Source organism: Delftia sp. DS1230 (assembly GCF_040112715.1).
Taxonomy (GTDB): domain Bacteria; phylum Pseudomonadota; class Gammaproteobacteria; order Burkholderiales; family Burkholderiaceae_C; genus Comamonas; species Comamonas tsuruhatensis.
Window position 1 is genome coordinate 3,365,146 of sequence record NZ_CP157763.1, and the last position, 15,350, is coordinate 3,380,495.

15 protein-coding genes are annotated in these 15,350 nt (G+C 68.2%); 7 read left to right on the forward strand and 8 right to left on the reverse strand.

From position 1 onward, the window contains the following. Positions 1-18 precede the first annotated feature (18 nt). The 3 genes from AAN986_RS15145 (at position 19) to upp (ending at position 3,353) form a co-directional block, all read left to right on the forward strand. Positions 19-1,542 (forward strand): helicase HerA-like domain-containing protein, encoded by a 1,524-nt coding sequence (locus AAN986_RS15145; protein WP_212645681.1) that lies wholly within the window; start codon positions 19-21, stop codon positions 1,540-1,542. A 147-nt stretch (positions 1,543-1,689) separates the two neighbouring features. After that, positions 1,690-2,667, forward strand: a complete 978-nt coding sequence (locus tag AAN986_RS15150; protein ID WP_026062217.1) for a threo-3-hydroxy-L-aspartate ammonia-lyase — start codon at positions 1,690-1,692, stop codon at positions 2,665-2,667. A gap of 56 nt (positions 2,668-2,723) precedes the next feature. Next, a complete protein-coding gene (gene upp, locus AAN986_RS15155) occupies positions 2,724-3,353 on the forward strand; it encodes a uracil phosphoribosyltransferase (RefSeq protein WP_012205354.1) in 630 nt (209 codons plus the stop codon). Positions 3,354-3,434: 81 nt separating this feature from the next. Here the strand turns inward: upp and AAN986_RS15160 are convergent, their stop codons facing one another. Then, complete coding sequence (locus AAN986_RS15160) at positions 3,435-4,136, reverse strand: YebC/PmpR family DNA-binding transcriptional regulator (RefSeq protein WP_016446881.1); 702 nt, start codon at positions 4,134-4,136, stop codon at positions 3,435-3,437. A 275-nt stretch (positions 4,137-4,411) separates the two neighbouring features. Between AAN986_RS15160 and AAN986_RS15165 the strand changes: the two genes are divergently transcribed. Continuing rightward, positions 4,412-5,554, forward strand: coding sequence for a PQQ-dependent sugar dehydrogenase (locus AAN986_RS15165; protein ID WP_047218157.1), 1,143 nt, complete (start codon positions 4,412-4,414; stop codon positions 5,552-5,554). A gap of 20 nt (positions 5,555-5,574) precedes the next feature. On the opposite strand, the gene AAN986_RS15170 is transcribed toward AAN986_RS15165, so the two are convergent. From AAN986_RS15170 to AAN986_RS15190, 5 genes are all read right to left on the reverse strand, one after another. Next, positions 5,575-6,567 carry a tripartite tricarboxylate transporter substrate binding protein gene (locus AAN986_RS15170; protein ID WP_016453538.1) on the reverse strand — a complete coding sequence of 331 codons (993 nt, stop codon included), beginning with the start codon at positions 6,565-6,567 and terminating at the stop codon, positions 5,575-5,577. 63 nt (positions 6,568-6,630) lie between these two features. Then, a complete protein-coding gene (locus AAN986_RS15175) occupies positions 6,631-7,476 on the reverse strand; it encodes an amidohydrolase family protein (protein WP_047218158.1) in 846 nt (281 codons plus the stop codon). After that, positions 7,476-8,639, reverse strand: coding sequence for a CoA transferase (locus AAN986_RS15180; protein WP_047218159.1), 1,164 nt, complete (start codon positions 8,637-8,639; stop codon positions 7,476-7,478). Before AAN986_RS15180 ends, AAN986_RS15175 begins: the two co-directional genes overlap by 1 nt. 58 nt (positions 8,640-8,697) lie before the next feature. Then, a complete protein-coding gene (locus AAN986_RS15185) occupies positions 8,698-9,702 on the reverse strand; it encodes a tripartite tricarboxylate transporter substrate binding protein (protein WP_047218160.1) in 1,005 nt (334 codons plus the stop codon). Between the two features lie 81 nt (positions 9,703-9,783). Next, positions 9,784-10,653 carry a CoA ester lyase gene (locus AAN986_RS15190; RefSeq protein WP_047218161.1) on the reverse strand — a complete coding sequence of 290 codons (870 nt, stop codon included), beginning with the start codon at positions 10,651-10,653 and terminating at the stop codon, positions 9,784-9,786. 75 nt (positions 10,654-10,728) lie between these two features. On the opposite strand from AAN986_RS15190, the gene AAN986_RS15195 reads away from it, so the two are divergent. Then, on the forward strand, positions 10,729-11,646 hold the full coding sequence (locus AAN986_RS15195; RefSeq protein ID WP_016446874.1) for a LysR family transcriptional regulator: 918 nt from the start codon (positions 10,729-10,731) through the stop codon (positions 11,644-11,646). 9 nt (positions 11,647-11,655) lie between these two features. On the opposite strand, the gene AAN986_RS15200 is transcribed toward AAN986_RS15195, so the two are convergent. Then, a complete protein-coding gene (locus tag AAN986_RS15200; RefSeq protein ID WP_206424524.1) occupies positions 11,656-12,564 on the reverse strand; it encodes a LysR family transcriptional regulator in 909 nt (302 codons plus the stop codon). A 107-nt stretch (positions 12,565-12,671) separates the two neighbouring features. On the opposite strand from AAN986_RS15200, the gene tam reads away from it, so the two are divergent. Further along, a complete protein-coding gene (gene tam / locus AAN986_RS15205) occupies positions 12,672-13,445 on the forward strand; it encodes a trans-aconitate 2-methyltransferase (RefSeq protein ID WP_193616005.1) in 774 nt (257 codons plus the stop codon). Between the two features lie 19 nt (positions 13,446-13,464). On the opposite strand, the gene AAN986_RS15210 is transcribed toward tam, so the two are convergent. Then, a complete protein-coding gene (locus AAN986_RS15210) occupies positions 13,465-13,860 on the reverse strand; it encodes a VOC family protein (protein WP_013802649.1) in 396 nt (131 codons plus the stop codon). Positions 13,861-14,008: 148 nt separating this feature from the next. Between AAN986_RS15210 and AAN986_RS15215 the strand changes: the two genes are divergently transcribed. Beyond that, a complete protein-coding gene (locus AAN986_RS15215) occupies positions 14,009-15,238 on the forward strand; it encodes a spore maturation protein (RefSeq protein ID WP_047218163.1) in 1,230 nt (409 codons plus the stop codon). Positions 15,239-15,350 lie beyond the last annotated feature (112 nt).

The window sequence follows — 15,350 nt, forward strand, 5'->3', positions numbered from 1 at the left end:
CCCCCGAGGAAACCCGAAATGGCCGCTCCACTTCTGATCGCCCGCCACTCTGCCACAGAATGCCTGCTGCTGCCCGCACTGGCCAATCGACATGGCCTGATCACCGGCGCCACGGGCACCGGAAAGACCGTGACGCTGCAGAAAATGGCGGAAGGCTTCTCCGAAATCGGCGTGCCGGTGTTCATGGCCGACATCAAGGGCGACCTGTCGGGCATCAGCCAAAGCGGCAGCACCGGCGCCAAGATGGCGGCTTCGCTGCAGGAGCGCGGCATCGAGATTCCCCAGCCCCTGGCCTGCCCCACCACGCTGTGGGACGTGTTCGGCGAGCTGGGCCATCCGGTGCGCGCCACGGTTTCGGACATGGGGCCGCTGCTGATCGGGCGCATGCTGGCCCTGAACGACACGCAGATGGGCGTGCTCAACCTGGTCTTCAAGATTGCCGACGACAACGGACTGCTGCTGCTGGACCTCAAGGACCTGCGGTCCATGCTCCAGCACGTGGGCGACAACGCCAAGCAGTTCACCACCGAGTACGGCAACATCAGTGCCGCCAGCGTGGGGGCCATACAGCGCGGGCTGGTGGCCATCGAGTCGCAGGGCGGCGACAAATTCTTTGGCGAGCCCATGCTCGACATCAACGACCTGATGCAGACCGATGCGGGCGGCAAGGGCGTGGTCAACATCCTGGCGGCCGAGAAGCTGATGAATTCGCCGCGCCTGTACTCCACCTTCCTGCTGTGGATGCTGTCCGAGCTGTTCGAGCGCCTGCCCGAGATCGGCGACCCCGACAAGCCCAAGCTGGTCTTCTTCTTCGACGAGGCCCACCTGCTGTTCAACGATGCGCCCAAGGTGCTGCTCGAACGCATCGAGCTGGTGGTGCGCCTGGTGCGCTCCAAGGGCGTGGGCGTGTATTTCGTCACGCAAAACCCGATGGACGTGCCCGACACCGTGCTGGCCCAGCTGGGCAATCGCGTGCAGCACGCGCTGCGCGCCTTCACGCCGCGCGACCAGAAGGCCGTCAAGGCCACGGCCACCACGATGCGGCCCAAGCCGGGGCTGGACATCGAGGCCGCCATCACGGAGCTGGCCGTGGGCGAGGCCCTGGTGAGCTTCCTCGATGAAAAGGGCCGCCCCGGCATCACCGAACGCGCCTATGTCATTCCACCGGGCAGCCAGATCGGTCCGATCAGCGAGGAGCAGCGCAAGGTCTTGCTGGCGCAATCGCTGGTGGCAGGTGTCTATGAAAAGGCGGTGGACCGCGAATCGGCCTACGAAGTGCTGCGCGGACGCACGGCAGCATCCGGCGACGGGACCTCGCCGGCAGGCCCTGCCGGAGCCGCACCCGCCGCCAGCGAAGGCGGCGGCGCCATGATGGACGGGCTCAAGGATCTTCTGTTCGGCACCACAGGCCCGCGCGGAGGCAAGCACGACGGCCTGGTTCAGACCATGGCCAAGTCCACCATGCGCACCATGGGCAATTCGCTGGGCAAGGAAATCCTGCGCGGCGTGCTCGGCGGCATCCTGGGCAACAAGAAGCGCTGAAGCGCTGGCGCACCGGCACTGCGCCGCATCAAACACCATAGCACCCAGCCGTTGCCATGCAACGGCTGGCGCATTTCAGGGCGCTGAAAGCCTGCGCATGCGGCTATGATCGAAACCGCCTCCATCCACTTTGCGGAACCGCACGCCATGACGACGAACAGCCCTCCCTCGCTGCCCACCTATGACGACGTTGCCGCCGCAGCCGGCCGGCTGGAGGGCGTGGCCCACCGCACCCCCATACTGCGCAGCCGCACCGCCGACGAGCTGCTGGGCGCCCAGCTGTTCTTCAAGTGCGAGAACCTGCAGCGCACGGGTGCCTTCAAGATACGCGGCGCCTACAACGCGCTGTCGCAGTTCACGCCCGAGCAGCGCAAGCGCGGCGCCCTGGCCTTCTCTTCGGGCAACCATGCGCAGGCCGTGGCCCTGGCCGCGCAGATGCTGGACATGCCCGCGCTCATCGTCATGCCCGAGGATGCGCCTGCCTCCAAGATGGCGGCCACCCGCTCCTACGGCGCCCAGGTGGTGACCTATGACCGCTTCACCGAGGACCGCGAAGCCATCTCCCGGCGCCTGGCCGACGAGCGCGGCATGACGCTGATCCCGCCGTTCAACCACCGCGACGTGATTGCCGGCCAGGGCACGGCGGCCAAGGAATTGTTCGAGGAGGTGCCCGATCTGGACTACCTGTTCGTCTGCCTGGGCGGCGGCGGCCTGCTGTCGGGCAGCCTGCTGGCAGCCGGACAGCTCTCCCCGCGCTGCAAGGTCTACGGCGTCGAGCCCCAGGCTGGCGACGATGCCCGCCAGTCGCTGCGCGCAGGCCGGATCGTGCAGATCCCCACGCCCCACACCATTGCCGACGGCGCGCAGACCCAGTCCATCGGCGATATCACATTCGCCATCATCCGCGAGCATGTCGAAGATATCCTGGCCGTGGCGGACGAGCATCTGGTGCAGGCCATGCGCTTTTACGCGGAACGCAAGAAAATCGTGGTCGAACCCACGGGTGCGCTCTCGCTGGCGGGCGCCCTGCATGGCGGGGTTGCGCTGTCGGGCGCACGCGTGGGCATTCTCATCAGCGGCGGCAATGTGGACCTGGCGCGCTACGCGCGCTTTCTGCACGACTGAACCGACCCCTGGCGCCGGCCCCAAAATACCGGCGCCCTTTTTTCCAGAAGAAAACCATGAGTACTCTGCACCTGATCGACCACCCGCTGGTCCAACACAAGCTCACGCTGATGCGCCGCAAGGAAGCCAGCACCAACAGCTTCCGCCGCATGCTGGGCGAGCTGTCCACGCTGATGGCCTACGAGATCACGCGTGACATGCCGCTGCAGGACATCGAGATCGAGACCCCGCTGGAGACCATGACCGGCAAGGTCATCGACGGCAAGAAGCTGGTGCTGGTGTCCATCCTGCGCGCCGGCAACGGTTTCCTCGACGGCATGCTCAACGTCGTGCCCGGCGCGCGCATCGGCCACATCGGCCTGTACCGCGACCCCGAGACGCTGCAGCCCGTCGAGTACTACTTCAAAATGCCCTCCGAGATGGAAGAGCGCGACGTGCTGGTCGTCGATCCCATGCTGGCCACGGGCAATTCGGCCGCCGCCGCCGTGGCGCGCCTGAAGCAGCTGAACCCGAAGTCCATCAAGTTCATGTGCCTGCTGGCCGCGCCCGAAGGCGTGGCCACCATGCAGAAGGCCCATCCCGACGTGGACATCTACACGGCCGCCGTGGACCGCCAGCTGGACGCCCACGGCTACATCCTGCCGGGCCTGGGCGACGCGGGCGACCGAATCTTCGGCACCAAGTGAGCCGCCGGGCGCTGGGCGCCTGCACCCACAAAAAAGCCGCACGATGTGCGGCTTTTTTGCTTGGCAGCGGGGACAGCGTCATCAATCCACCAGGCCCGCGTAGACGTTCTGCACGTCATCGTCGTTCTCGATGCCGGCCAGGAAGTCCTGCACTTCCTCCTGCTGCTCAGCCGACAGGCTGGCCATGCTGACCGGCGTCTTGGCCTTGTAGCCCAGCTTGGCCGACAGCACCTTGAAGCCCTGGGCCGGCAGCGCCTTGCTCACGGTATCGAGGTCGGTGGGGTCGGTGATGAACAGCGTCGTGCCCTCTTCCTCGCCGGGCTCGAAATCCTGTGCACCGGCCTCGATGGCGGCCAGTTCGGCATCGGCGCCGCCTTCGGGCTCGCCTTCGATCATGCCCACATGGTCGAAGTCCCAGGCCACGGCCGTCATCTGGCCCTTGCGGAAACACACGCGCATGTTGGGCGCCGTGCGGTTCACGTTGTCGGTCAGGCACTCGATCATCACCGGCACGCGGTTGGGGCCGTAGCCTTCATAGACCACGCGCTCGTAGTTGACGGCATCGGCACCCACGCCCGAGCCCTTCTTGATGGCACGCTCGAGCGTGTCCTTGGGCATGGAGGCCTTGCGTGCGGCTTCCACCGCCATGCGCAGGCGCGAGTTGCCTGCCGGATCGGCGCCGGCGCGCGCCGCGACGATGATTTCCTTGACAAGCTTGCCAAACAGCTTTCCCTTGGCGTCGGCGACCAGCGCCTTGCCCTTTGCTTTCCATTGCGCGCCCATGGCTGCTTTTCCCTTGCGGATTCTCTGGTGGGTAGGAGGCGCCGCCGCCCGCCCCCGCAGGGACCCGGCCCGGCGCCGAAAGAGCGCTGTTTATACACCCGCGCAAGTGGCTGCGCGGGCTTTTTGCGCAGTGGTTGACAGGTCGCCGCAGGCTCTGGTGGCGTCGTGCATGATGCTGGCTTGTGCGAAGCCCCCTGCCTGCGCTGCACCGCCGCCGACGTCAACTGCGGTGCATCCGGCTTCCCGTCTTGTCCCCTCATCACAGGAGCATCGGCATGCCGCCATCCCTATCCGCCGCCCTCGCCATCAGCACCCTGGGCCTGTCCGGCGCACTGTGGGCCGCCAGCCCCAACCTCTCCACAGAAATCGTCGCCGAAGGCCTGGAGCACCCCTGGGCCATGGCTTTCCTGCCGGATGGGCGCTACCTGGTGACCGAGCGGCCGGGCCGCATGCGCATCGTGCAGGGCGACGGAAGGCTGGGCGCTCCCCTGGCGGGCCTTCCGGCCGTGGAGGCCGCAGGCCAGGGCGGCCTGCTGGACGTGGTGCTGGACAGCGACTTCGCGCGCAACCGCCAGCTGTACTTCTGCTACTCCGAGCCCGGCAGCGGCGCCGACAGCGGCAAGAACAGCACGGCGCTGGCCAGCGCCCGGCTGTCCGACGATGCCAGCCGGCTGGAGCAGGTGAAAGTGCTGTTCTCGCAGCGCCCCAGGTACGCGAGCGCATTGCATTTCGGCTGCCGCATCGTGGAGCGCAGGGTGGACGGCAAGAGCGATGGCACGCTGTTCCTGGCGCTGGGCGAGCGCTCGCGCTACAAGGAAGAGGCCCAGAAACTGCAAAGCCACCTGGGCAAGATCGTGCGCATTGCCAAGGACGGCAGCGTACCCAGGGACAACCCCTTTGTCGGCCGCGCGGATGCCTGGCCCGAGATCTGGAGCTACGGCCACCGCAACGCCCAGGGCGCGGCGCTGGCGCCCGATGGCAGCCTGTGGATGCATGAGCACGGCCCGCAGGGCGGCGACGAGGTCAACCGGCCCGAGCCCGGCAAGAACTACGGCTGGCCCGTGATCACCTACGGCGAGAACTATGGCGGCGGCAAGATCGGCGCCGGCATCACGCGCAAGGAGGGCATGGAGCAGCCGCTGCACTACTGGGTGCCGTCGATCGCCCCCTCAGGCATGGCCTTTGTGACCAGTGACCGGTATGGGGCGCAATGGAAGGGATCGCTGGTCGTGGGCTCGCTCAAGTTCCAGCGGCTGGAGCGCCTGACGATCAGGTCCGGCAAGGTGACGGCCAGCGAGCAGGTGCTGCCGCGCCTGGGCCAGCGCGTGCGCGATGTGCGCCAGGGACCGGACGGCTGGCTTTACCTGCTGACGGACGCCCAGGGCGGGCAGTTGCTGCGCGTCACCGCCACGCCCTGAGTCCCGTCACGCGCGGCGGCTCACTGCACGGTGATGCCGTTGGCCTTGACCACGGCATCCCAGCGCTTGCGCTCGGCGGCCACGAAGCCCGTGAAGGCGGCGGAGGAACTGCCCACGGGCGTCAGGCCCAGTTTCTCCAGGCTGGCGCGCGTGGCCGGCAGGGCCAGGGCCTTTTGCACCAGGTCCTGCAGCTTCTGCACGGTCTCGGGCGCGGCGCCTGCGGGCAGGAAGAAGCCGTTCCACTCCGTCACCTCGAAGCCCTTGATGCCGCTTTCCGCCACCGTGGGCACGTCGGGCAGGTCCGGCATGCGCTTGGCCGAGGACACGGCCAGCGCCTTGAGCTTGCCGCCCTTGACATAGTTGATGCTGGAGGCGGCGTTGGCAAAGTACACATCGACCTGGCCGCCCATGACATCGACGATGGCGGGCGCCCCGCCCTTGTAGGGAACGTGGACGGCATCGAACTTGGCGTCTGCCTTGAGCAATTCCGTCGCCATCTGGGCCAGGCTGCCCGGGCCGTAGGAGGCATAGGTGAGCCTGCCGGGCTTTTGCCGCGCGGCATTCATGAAGTCGGCCAGGCTGTTGTAGGGCGAGGACGGCGCCGCCACGAGGATGTTGGGCACGCTGATGGCCTGGGACACGGCAATGAAGTCCTTGGCCGGGTCATAGGGCAGCTTGCGCAATGCGGGGTTGATGGCGAAGGACGATGCGTCATACAGCACCGTATAGCCATCGGCCTTGGCGCGCGCCACGAGGGCGGCACCAATGGCGCCGCTGGCGCCGGCCTTGTTGTCCACCACCACGGTCTGGCCCGAGACCTCGCCCAGCGCCTTGGCGATGATGCGCGCCGCATTGTCCGCACCGCCGCCGGCCGAGAACGGCACGACGACCGTGATGGCCTGCGCGGCCGGATAGTCGGCCGCATGCAGCGTGCCCTGGAAAAGTCCCAGTCCCAGGCCCAGCCCCAAGGCCAGCACCGTCATGGCGGGCCGCAGTGTCTTGATCTTCTTCACGTTTCTGTCTCCTGTTGCTCAATGGTGAAAACCTGGGCTGCGAGGCTTGCGTGCCCCGCGCCCTCAATCGAATCCGTACAGCTCGGCGGCGTTGTCCACCAGCACGCGGGCGCGCAGCGCCGCATCGGGAATCCAGCGCGACAGCAGCGCCAGCAGCAGGGGGGTCTGCGGCGGATGGGCAACTTCGGTGACATGGGGCCAGTCGCTGCCCCAGACCAGGCGCTGCGGGGCCTCGGACACCCAGGCCTGCGCCAGCGCGTCGCAGTCGGCATAGCCTGCGGCCAGGCCCGCCCGGCTGTTCAGATACGGGCCCGAGAGCTTGACCCAGGCCCTGCCCTGCTGCACCAGCCCACGGACCACGCCGAAGGCGGGCTCGTGCACGCCAGCGCCGTCAGCACTGTCAGCGAGCCGCGCCATGTGGTCGAACACAAGGGTGCATGGCAGCCGCTGCAGCAGCGCCGCATGGGCCTCGATCTGGCTGGCCAGCCAGTGCAGTTGCACATGCCAGCCCAGCGCGGCAATGCGCTCGGCCAACGGCTCCAGCATGTCCAGCCGCACGGCTGCATCGTGCTCGGTGTGCAGCGAAAAGCGGATGCCGCGAATGCCGCCGTCATGCAGCGCCTGCAACTGGGCGTCGGTGATCTCGGGGTGCACCACGGCAATGCCGCGCGTGCTTGCTGCGCCCAGCGACTGGATGGCGTGCAGCGTGGCCCGGTTGTCCGTGCCATGCGCACGCGGCTGGACGATGACGGCGCGCTCCAGCCCCATGGCGCCGCGCAGCTGCGCATAGTCGGCCGCCGTGGCATGGGCGCGCATGGCCTGCGGAGCCTCGGCCCAAAAACGCGTACCAAAGCGCGGATCGAAGACGTGCAGATGGGCGTCGCAGGCGCCTGCGGGCAGTGCCTGCATCAGCAGCCCTCTTGTGCGGCGGCCTTCAGGGCCTCGGTATGCTGGCCCAGCGTGGGCGCGGCAAAGGCCGGCGGGCCGGGCGTGCGGTCGAACTCCACGGCGCCGGCAAAGCCCCGGTAGCTGCCCAGGGTCGGATGCTCGAAACGGGTGACCATGCCCTCGGCCTGCACCTGCGGGTCGTCGAACATGTCTTCCACCGTGCGCGCCGCCGCGCAGGGCACTTCCTCACCGAACAAGGCCTCCCATTCCAGCGCGCTGCGCCCCGCCAACGCCTGGCGCAGCAGGGGCACCAGCACGTCGCGGTGCTGGGCGCGCTTGCGCACGGAGTCATAGCGCTCGTCGCCGGCCAGCTCGGGCAGCCCCAGCTTGCGGCACAGCGCCTGCCAGAAATGCGCGGTATTGGCCGAGATGTAGAGATGTCCTTCACGCGTCGGGTGGATGCCCGTGATGCCGCCGGAGCGCATGTCGCGCCCCACCTCGCGCGGCTCGCCCTCGGCCCAGACCATGCGTGCGGACTGCATGGTCAGTGCCGCGCGCAGCAGCGACACGCCCACATGCTGGCCCAGCCCGCTTTTCTCGCGCTCGTACAGCGCCGACGACACGCCGCCCGCCACCAGGGCCGAGGCGTAGTAGTCCACCACGGAGCCGTAGAGAATCTCGGGCGGCCCGCCTGCCTTGCCCTGCATGGCGCACATGCCGGTCATGGTCTGCAGCACCTGGTCGTAGCCCGCCTTGGCCTTGAGCGGCCCGCGGCTGCCATAGCCAGTGACGCTGCAATAGATGAGGCGTGGGTTGATGGCGGCCAGTTGCGCAAAACCGATGCCCAGCCGCTCGGGCACGCCGGGCCGGAAGTTGTGGACCAGCACATCGGCCTCGCGCACCAGGCGCAGCAGCACGGCGTGGTCGGCCTCATCCTTCAGGTCCAGCACCATGCCCCACTTGCTGCGGTTCACGCCCAGGAAGGCGCGGCTTTCAGCTTCCAGCGTGGACGGGTACTTGCGCAGGTTGTCGCCCACGGGCGGCTCGACCTTGATCACCTCGGCGCCCTGGTCCGCCAGCAGCGAGCAGCCGTAAGGCCCTGCGATATAGGCGCTCAGGTCCAGCACGCGCACGCCGCTGAGCGGGCCTTTCGGCCCCTGGCGTTCACCGGGCACAAAACTCATTCGTTTCTCCTGATAGGGAAGCGGGAAGGCCTGGGGCGCCTCCCGCGAGCGGCCGGGTTCAATCGGCCTGGATATTGCGGTCCTTGGCGAGCTGCTTCCAGCGCGCCACGTCGCTGCGGATCACCTGTGCGAACTGCTGCGGCGTCACGGGGTTGGCAATGGCGCCTTCGCGCAGGAAGCTGGCCTGGATGGTCGGCTTGGCCAGCACCTGGTTCACAGCCTGGTTGAGGCGGTCCACGATGTCGGCGGGCGTGCCCGCAGGCGCCAGCAGCCCCCACCACAGATCGAATTCGTAGCCCGGGATGGCCGTTGCCATGGGCGTCAGGTCCGGCGCAATGGGGCTGGGCTTGAGGCTGGTGATGCCGATGGCGCGCAGCTTGCCGTTGCGCACCATGGGCAGGATGGACGGGCCACTGGAGACCAGCATCTGCACCTGGTTGCCGATCACATCGGTCACGGCCGGCCCCTGGCCCTTGTAGGGCACATGCATGATGTCCATGCCCGGCACCATGGAGCGCATCATCTCGGTCGCGAAGTGGTTGATGCTGCCGGTGCCCGAGGTGGCGTAGTTGAACTGGCCCGGGCTGGCCTTGATGGCGCGCACCAGATCCTGCGGCGTCCTGGCCGGGAATTCGTTGTTCACGGCCACCACCAGCGGGCCCTTGGCAAACATGGCCACGGGCGCCAGGTCCTTGACGGGATCGAAGGGCATCTTGGCCTGCACCGCGGCATTCGTGGTCACGCTCGACGACACCGCCACCAGCGTGTAGCCGTCCGCCGTCGCCTTGGCCACCGAGGCCGTGCCGGTGTTGCCGCTGGCGCCGGGCCGGTTGTCCACGATCACGGTCTGCTTGAGCAGATCGCCCATTTCCTTGGCCACCTGGCGTGCGAACACGTCGTTGGAGCCACCGGGCGGATAGGGAACCACCATGGTGATGGCCTTGGACGGGAAGGCGCCCTGCGCCATCAATCCCGGCGAAGCCAGGCCGACCAGCGTGGCCACCGTTGTGGTGGCGGCCAGCGCCACCAGCCTGCGCCGCGCGCGGCAATGGGAAATGCTCATGTCTTTGTCTCCTGTACTGTTTCTTGTCATGGGGATGCCCGGCATGCGGGATGCCGGGGCATCGGATTGCCGGCCGCCCGTTCAGGCCGCCAGCAGCCCCTGTGCATGCGCCGCAGCCACGATGGCCTGGGCACGCAGCACAAAGGGCTTGTCCACCATCTTTCCGTCCACCACATAGGCGCCCAGGGCGTTGGCATCTGCCTGGCGGGCCGCCTCCACCACCTTCAGGGCGTGCCCGATTTCCTGCTCGGTCGGCTGGTAGACCGCATTGGCCAGCGCGACCTGGCTGGGGTGTATGCACGTCTTGCCCAGAAAGCCCAGGCCGCGCGACAGCCGCGCCTCGGCGCTGAAGCCGTCGCTGTCGCGGATGTCGGCAAAGGCGCCGTCATAGGCATAGATGCCTGCCTCGGCAGCGGCCATGCGCACGGCAAGCAGCACCTGGGCAATGGCGGCGGGCTCGCGCCGGTTCACGCCAAAGGGCTCGAACAGGTCGCCCAGCCCCATCTGCAGGCCGGCCACGCTGGCGTGGGCGCTGGCCAGTTCGGCAGCGCAGCGCAGGGCGCGGGGTGTTTCGATGTTGAGCAGCAGGCCAGGCGCCTGGGGCACGCCGTTGGCATCTGCCGCCTCGGCAATGCGCTGTGCGGCCTCGCGCACCTGCTGCACGGTCTCGGGCTTGGGCAGATTGATGAGGTGCACGCCTTCGCGCACCATCTCGGCGATGTCGGCTCCGAAATGCGGCGTGTCCATGGCGTTGACGCGCACGATGAGCGTCTTGCCGTGGCCCCGGCTTTCAGGGGTGAGCAGGAAGCTGCGCAGCAGGCCGCGCGCCTCGTCCTTGCGGGCCTCGGCCACCGCGTCCTCCAGGTCGAAGGACAGTGCGTCGGCCTCGCCGGCCAGGGCCTTGGCGAACAGCTCGGGACGCGATGCGGGAACAAACAGTTTGCTTCTCATGGCCCGCATTGTGGGCGGCAGAAAGCCAAGAGAAACACAGGTAATATTTGTTCAAACCACACAAATTCTTTGTTTATGGAAACCAGCTACCTGCACAGCTTCCTGCTCGTGGTGGAGACCGGCTCCATGGCCGAGGCCGCGCGGCGCCTGGACATCACGGCCGCCGCCGTGGCCCAGCAGATCCGCATCCTGGAGCGCGAGTTCGACGCCCCCCTGCTGGCCCGCGCAGGCCGCACCGTGCTGCCCACCCCGGCCGGCCACCGCCTGGCCCAATCCGCGCCGCAGTTGCTGCGCGAACTGGCCAATGCCAAGACCCATGTCAGCCAGGAAGGCACGGCCGGGGAACTGGTCATAGGCACCATCAACACGGCGCTGCACAGCCTGCTGCCCGACATCCTGGCCGGCTTCGTGAAGAAGTGCCCCGACGCCAAGGTGTTCCTGCGGTCGGCCACCACGCGCGAGCTGTACGAGGCCGTGCGGCAGGGCGAGCTGGATGCGGCGGTCTGCCTGCACCCCTCGTTCGCCCTGGCCAAGACCTTCGACTGGACACTGCTGCGCGAGGAGCCGCTGGTGCTGCTGGTGCCGCGCCAGCTGGCGCACCTGGACCCGCACACGCTGCTGCGCACCCAGCCGCTGATCCGCTATGACCGCAGCCTGGGCGGCGGCCAGATGGTGGAGCGCTACCTGCGCGCCGCGCAGATCGCTCCACAGGAGCGCTTTGAACTGAGCTCGCTGGTGGCGATTGCCATGATGGTGGACAGGGGCCTGGGCGTCTCCCTGGTGCCCGACACGGCCCTGAACCTGCCCGATGGCCAGGGCGTGGTGCGGCTGGCCCTGCCCGAGGAATCGCAGTCGCGGCGCTTCGGTGTGATGTGGCTGCGCTCTTCGGCACGCCTGCCGCTGATCCACAAGCTGGTGGAATGCGCGCGCACCGTGGTCAGGCAGCGCGGCGGTCCTCGCGCTGCCGCACGCGCAGCAACCAGGTCACCCTAGTCCGCACCTTCAGGACTCCGCCACGGCCGCCGTGGCAACCAGGTCCTGGAACCTTCGCAGCACCGCAGACGCATCGCCCACGCGCGTGGCCAGATGCAGCGGAGCGGCCAGCCCCGGGCATTGCGACAGCGTGCGGTAGGCAATGCCGTCGCTGCGCAGGCGCTGCATGGAGGCAGGCACGATGGACAGCCCCAGCCCTGCCGAGACCAGGCTCAGCGTCGCCGTCATGCGCGGCGCCTCCTGCACCACGCGCGGGCTGAAACCGGCCTCCAGGCAGGCCTTGAGAATGGCGTCGTACAGGCCCTGCCCCACCCTGCGCCGGTACAGCACGAAATCCTCCGAGGCGAGCTGCGGCAAAGGCACGGGCCGGCGCAATGGGCGTGCCAGCGCATGCCCTGCCGGCAGGGCCAGCAGCATGGGCTCCTCCAGAATCGGCACGGCCTGCAGCCCCTGGCTGCCGTGCAGGGGCGAGCGCACAAAGGCCGCGTCCAGCCGCTCTTGCAACAATGCATCCATGAGCTCGCCCGTGCCCGCCTCCTCCAGCGCCACCGCGACGCCGGGCGCCTGCTGGCGGAACATGCGCAGCACGCCGGGCACAAAGGGATGCAGTGCGGCAGAGCTGGTGAAACCCACGGCCAGCCGGCCCGTCTCGCCGCGGGCGGCACGGCCCACCACTTCGGCCAGCCCATCGGAGCGGGCCAGCAGCGCCCTGGCCTCTTCCAGCAGCGCCAGCCCCGCCGCCGTGGGCCGCACGCCGCGCGGCAGGCGCTGCACCAGCTCCACGCCCAATTCGTGCTCAAGGCCCTGCAGCAACCGCGTCAGCGGCGGCTGCTGCATGCCCAGGCGCTCGGCCGCACGCGTGATGTGGCCTTCCTCGGCGATGGCGACGAAGGCGCGCAGTTGGCGAAGCTCGGGCACATCAATACTTTCAAGGTATGGGAAGACTTCAATTGTGGCATTTGCAATCATGAATGGACGGATTTACGCTCGCGCCCCACAAACACACCTACCTGAAAGGCAACACGATGACCTGGTCCGCAAAGCAGTACACAACGTTCGAGCAGGAACGCACCCGCCCCGTGCGCGACCTGGTGGCCGCCATTCCCGATCTGCCTGGCCGCGCCGTGCGGCTGGCCGTGGACCTGGGCTGCGGCCCCGGCAACTCCACCGAGGTCCTGGCCCAGCGCTTCCCCGGGGCCACCATGACGGGACTGGACAATTCCGAGGACATGCTGGATGCCGCACGCAAGCGGCTGCCGGGCACGGCCTTCTGCCTGGCCGACATCGCCACCTGGCAGCCCGACCAGCCGCAGGACGTGATCCTGGCCAATGCCTCGCTGCAGTGGCTGCCCGACCACCAGCAGCTTTACCCGCGCCTCGTCAGCCACCTGGCCCCCGGTGGCAGCCTGGCCGTGCAGACACCGGACAACCTGGAAGAACCGGCCCACCGGCTGGCACGCGAAGTGGCCGCCAGCGGCCCATGGGCTGCCACGATTGGCGATGTGCGCCACCCCGCACGTCACAGCGCGGACTTCTACTACGCCCTGCTTCGCCCGCACTGCAGCAACGTCGATGTCTGGCGCACCACCTACTTCCACCCGCTGGCGGGCGGCCATGCCGCGGTGGTTGAGTGGTTCAAGGGTTCGGCGCTGCGCCCCTTCGTCGCGCCGCTGGACGAGGAGCAAAAGGCCGGCTTCTACGCAGCGTATCTGCAGGCCATCTCCCAGGCCTACCCCGCGCTGGACGATGGCACGGTGCTGCTGCCCTTCCCCAGGCTGTTCATCGTGGCCAGCCGCTGAAGCAGCGCGCCTTCGGCCCTCAACGCGCCGGATGCGGCTCGATGAGATCCCACAGATTGCCGTAGAGGTCTTCGAACACGGCCACGGTGCCATGGGGCTTGCGCTGGGGGTCCTGCACAAAGCGCACGCCGCGCGAGCGGTAGGCTTCGAAGTCGCGCAGGCAGTCGTCGGTCTGCAGGAACAGGAACACGCGCCCGCCCGTCTGGTTGCCCACGCGCGCGGCCTGTTCCTCATTCGTGGCACGGGCCAGCAGCAGGCGCACACCGCCGCCACCGGGAGCCACGGTGACCCAGCGCTTGCCCTCGGACAGGGCGGTGTCCTCGATCAGCACGAAGCCCAGCGCGCCCACATAAAAGCGCAGCGCCTCGTCATAGTCGCGCACGGCGACGCTCACCTGTCCTATCACCTGGGGCATGGAATCCTTTGCAGCAATGGTGCGGTCCTCGGACCACGGGGCCGCGAGGATAACGGAGCCCTGTCAATGCCCTGCCGCCCTGGCCCGTAAGCCCTGCGGCTGGCCCCACAATGGCGGCTTGCAATTGCCTCGTGAGGGACGGGAATCCATGCTGAATGCCTTGTGGCTGGGCTTTTTTCTGGTGGCGGCCGTGGCTGCGCTGGCCCAATGGCTGGTCGGCGGCCAGGCCGGGATTTTCTCGGCCATGGTGCAGGCGCTGTTTGCCATGGCCAGGCTGTCGGTCGAGGTCATGGTGCTGCTGTTCGGCACGCTGACGCTGTGGCTGGGCTTTCTGCGCATCGCAGAGAAGGCCGGCGTGGTGGAGTGGCTGGCGCGCGTGCTGGGCCCGTTGTTCGCCAGGCTCATGCCCGAGGTGCCGCGCGGCCATCCGGCCCTGGGCCTGATCACGCTGAACTTCGCGGCCAACGGGCTGGGACTGGACAACGCGGCCACGCCCATGGGCCTGAAGGCCATGCGCTCGCTGCAGGAGCTCAACCCCCGGCCCGACACCGCCACCAATGCGCAGATCCTGTTCCTGGTGCTCAATGCGTCGTCGCTGACCTTGCTGCCCGTGACCATCTTCATGTACCGCATGCAGCAGGGTGCGCCCGATCCCACCCTGGTCTTTCTGCCGATCTTGCTGGCCACCTCGGCCTCGACCCTGGTCGGCCTGCTGGCAGTGGCCGCCGTGCAGAGGCTGCCGCTGTGGAGCCCCGTGGTGCTGGGCTATCTGCTGCCGCTGGGCCTGGCGCTGGCAGGCTTCATGGCCTTTCTGGCCACGCTGTCGGCGGCCGCACTGGCCCAGCTGTCATCGCTGCTGGGCAACCTGACGCTGTTTGCCCTGATCGTGCTGTTCGTCACCCTGGGCGCCTGGCGCAAGGTCGCGGTCTACGACAGCTTCATCGAGGGCGCCAAGGAAGGCTTTGACGTGGCCAAGGGCCTGCTGCCCTACCTGGTGGCCATGCTCTGCGCCGTGGGCGTGTTCCGCGCATCGGGCGCGCTGGAGTATGCGCTGTCGGGCATACGCTGGGGGGTCGATGCCATGGGCATGGACGCCCGCTTCGTGGACGCCCTGCCCACGGCCCTGGTCAAACCCTTCTCGGGCAGCGCGGCGCGCGCCATGCTGATCGAGACCATGCAGACCCAGGGCGTGGACAGCTTCGCCGCCCTGGTGGCCGCCACCATCCAGGGCAGCACCGAAACCACCTTCTACGTCCTGGCCGTCTACTTCGGCGCCGTGGGCATACAGCGTGCCCGCCACGCCGTGCCCTGCGCCCTCATCGCCGAACTGGCCGGCGTGGTGGCGGCCATCGTGGTCTGCTACAAGTTCTTTGGGTGAAGGCACAAATGGGCGCTGCGCCTGAAGCCGGCGCGGTCCAAGGCGAGGAAGACCGAGCAAGTGCCTACGCCGGCCGCCCCGCCGCGAGGGTGTCGCACCTCTCGGGAGAAGC

What these genes read in the sequence shown, in the direction of transcription:
- upp (WP_012205354.1), top strand. Translation starts at nt 2,724, where the DNA reads ATGAGTACTCTGCACCTGATCGACCACCCGCTGGTCCAACACAAGCTC.
- AAN986_RS15215 (WP_047218163.1), top strand. Translation starts at nt 14,009, where the DNA reads ATGCTGAATGCCTTGTGGCTGGGCTTTTTTCTGGTGGCGGCCGTGGCT.
- tam (WP_193616005.1), top strand. Translation starts at nt 12,672, where the DNA reads ATGACCTGGTCCGCAAAGCAGTACACAACGTTCGAGCAGGAACGCACC.
- AAN986_RS15175 (WP_047218158.1), bottom strand. Translation starts at nt 7,476, where the DNA reads ATGCAGGCACTGCCCGCAGGCGCCTGCGACGCCCATCTGCACGTCTTC.
- AAN986_RS15210 (WP_013802649.1), bottom strand. Translation starts at nt 13,860, where the DNA reads ATGCCCCAGGTGATAGGACAGGTGAGCGTCGCCGTGCGCGACTATGAC.
- AAN986_RS15165 (WP_047218157.1), top strand. Translation starts at nt 4,412, where the DNA reads ATGCCGCCATCCCTATCCGCCGCCCTCGCCATCAGCACCCTGGGCCTG.
- AAN986_RS15185 (WP_047218160.1), bottom strand. Translation starts at nt 9,702, where the DNA reads ATGAGCATTTCCCATTGCCGCGCGCGGCGCAGGCTGGTGGCGCTGGCC.
- AAN986_RS15160 (WP_016446881.1), bottom strand. Translation starts at nt 4,136, where the DNA reads ATGGGCGCGCAATGGAAAGCAAAGGGCAAGGCGCTGGTCGCCGACGCC.
- AAN986_RS15145 (WP_212645681.1), top strand. Translation starts at nt 19, where the DNA reads ATGGCCGCTCCACTTCTGATCGCCCGCCACTCTGCCACAGAATGCCTG.
- AAN986_RS15190 (WP_047218161.1), bottom strand. Translation starts at nt 10,653, where the DNA reads ATGAGAAGCAAACTGTTTGTTCCCGCATCGCGTCCCGAGCTGTTCGCC.
- AAN986_RS15150 (WP_026062217.1), top strand. Translation starts at nt 1,690, where the DNA reads ATGACGACGAACAGCCCTCCCTCGCTGCCCACCTATGACGACGTTGCC.
- AAN986_RS15195 (WP_016446874.1), top strand. Translation starts at nt 10,729, where the DNA reads ATGGAAACCAGCTACCTGCACAGCTTCCTGCTCGTGGTGGAGACCGGC.
- AAN986_RS15180 (WP_047218159.1), bottom strand. Translation starts at nt 8,639, where the DNA reads ATGAGTTTTGTGCCCGGTGAACGCCAGGGGCCGAAAGGCCCGCTCAGC.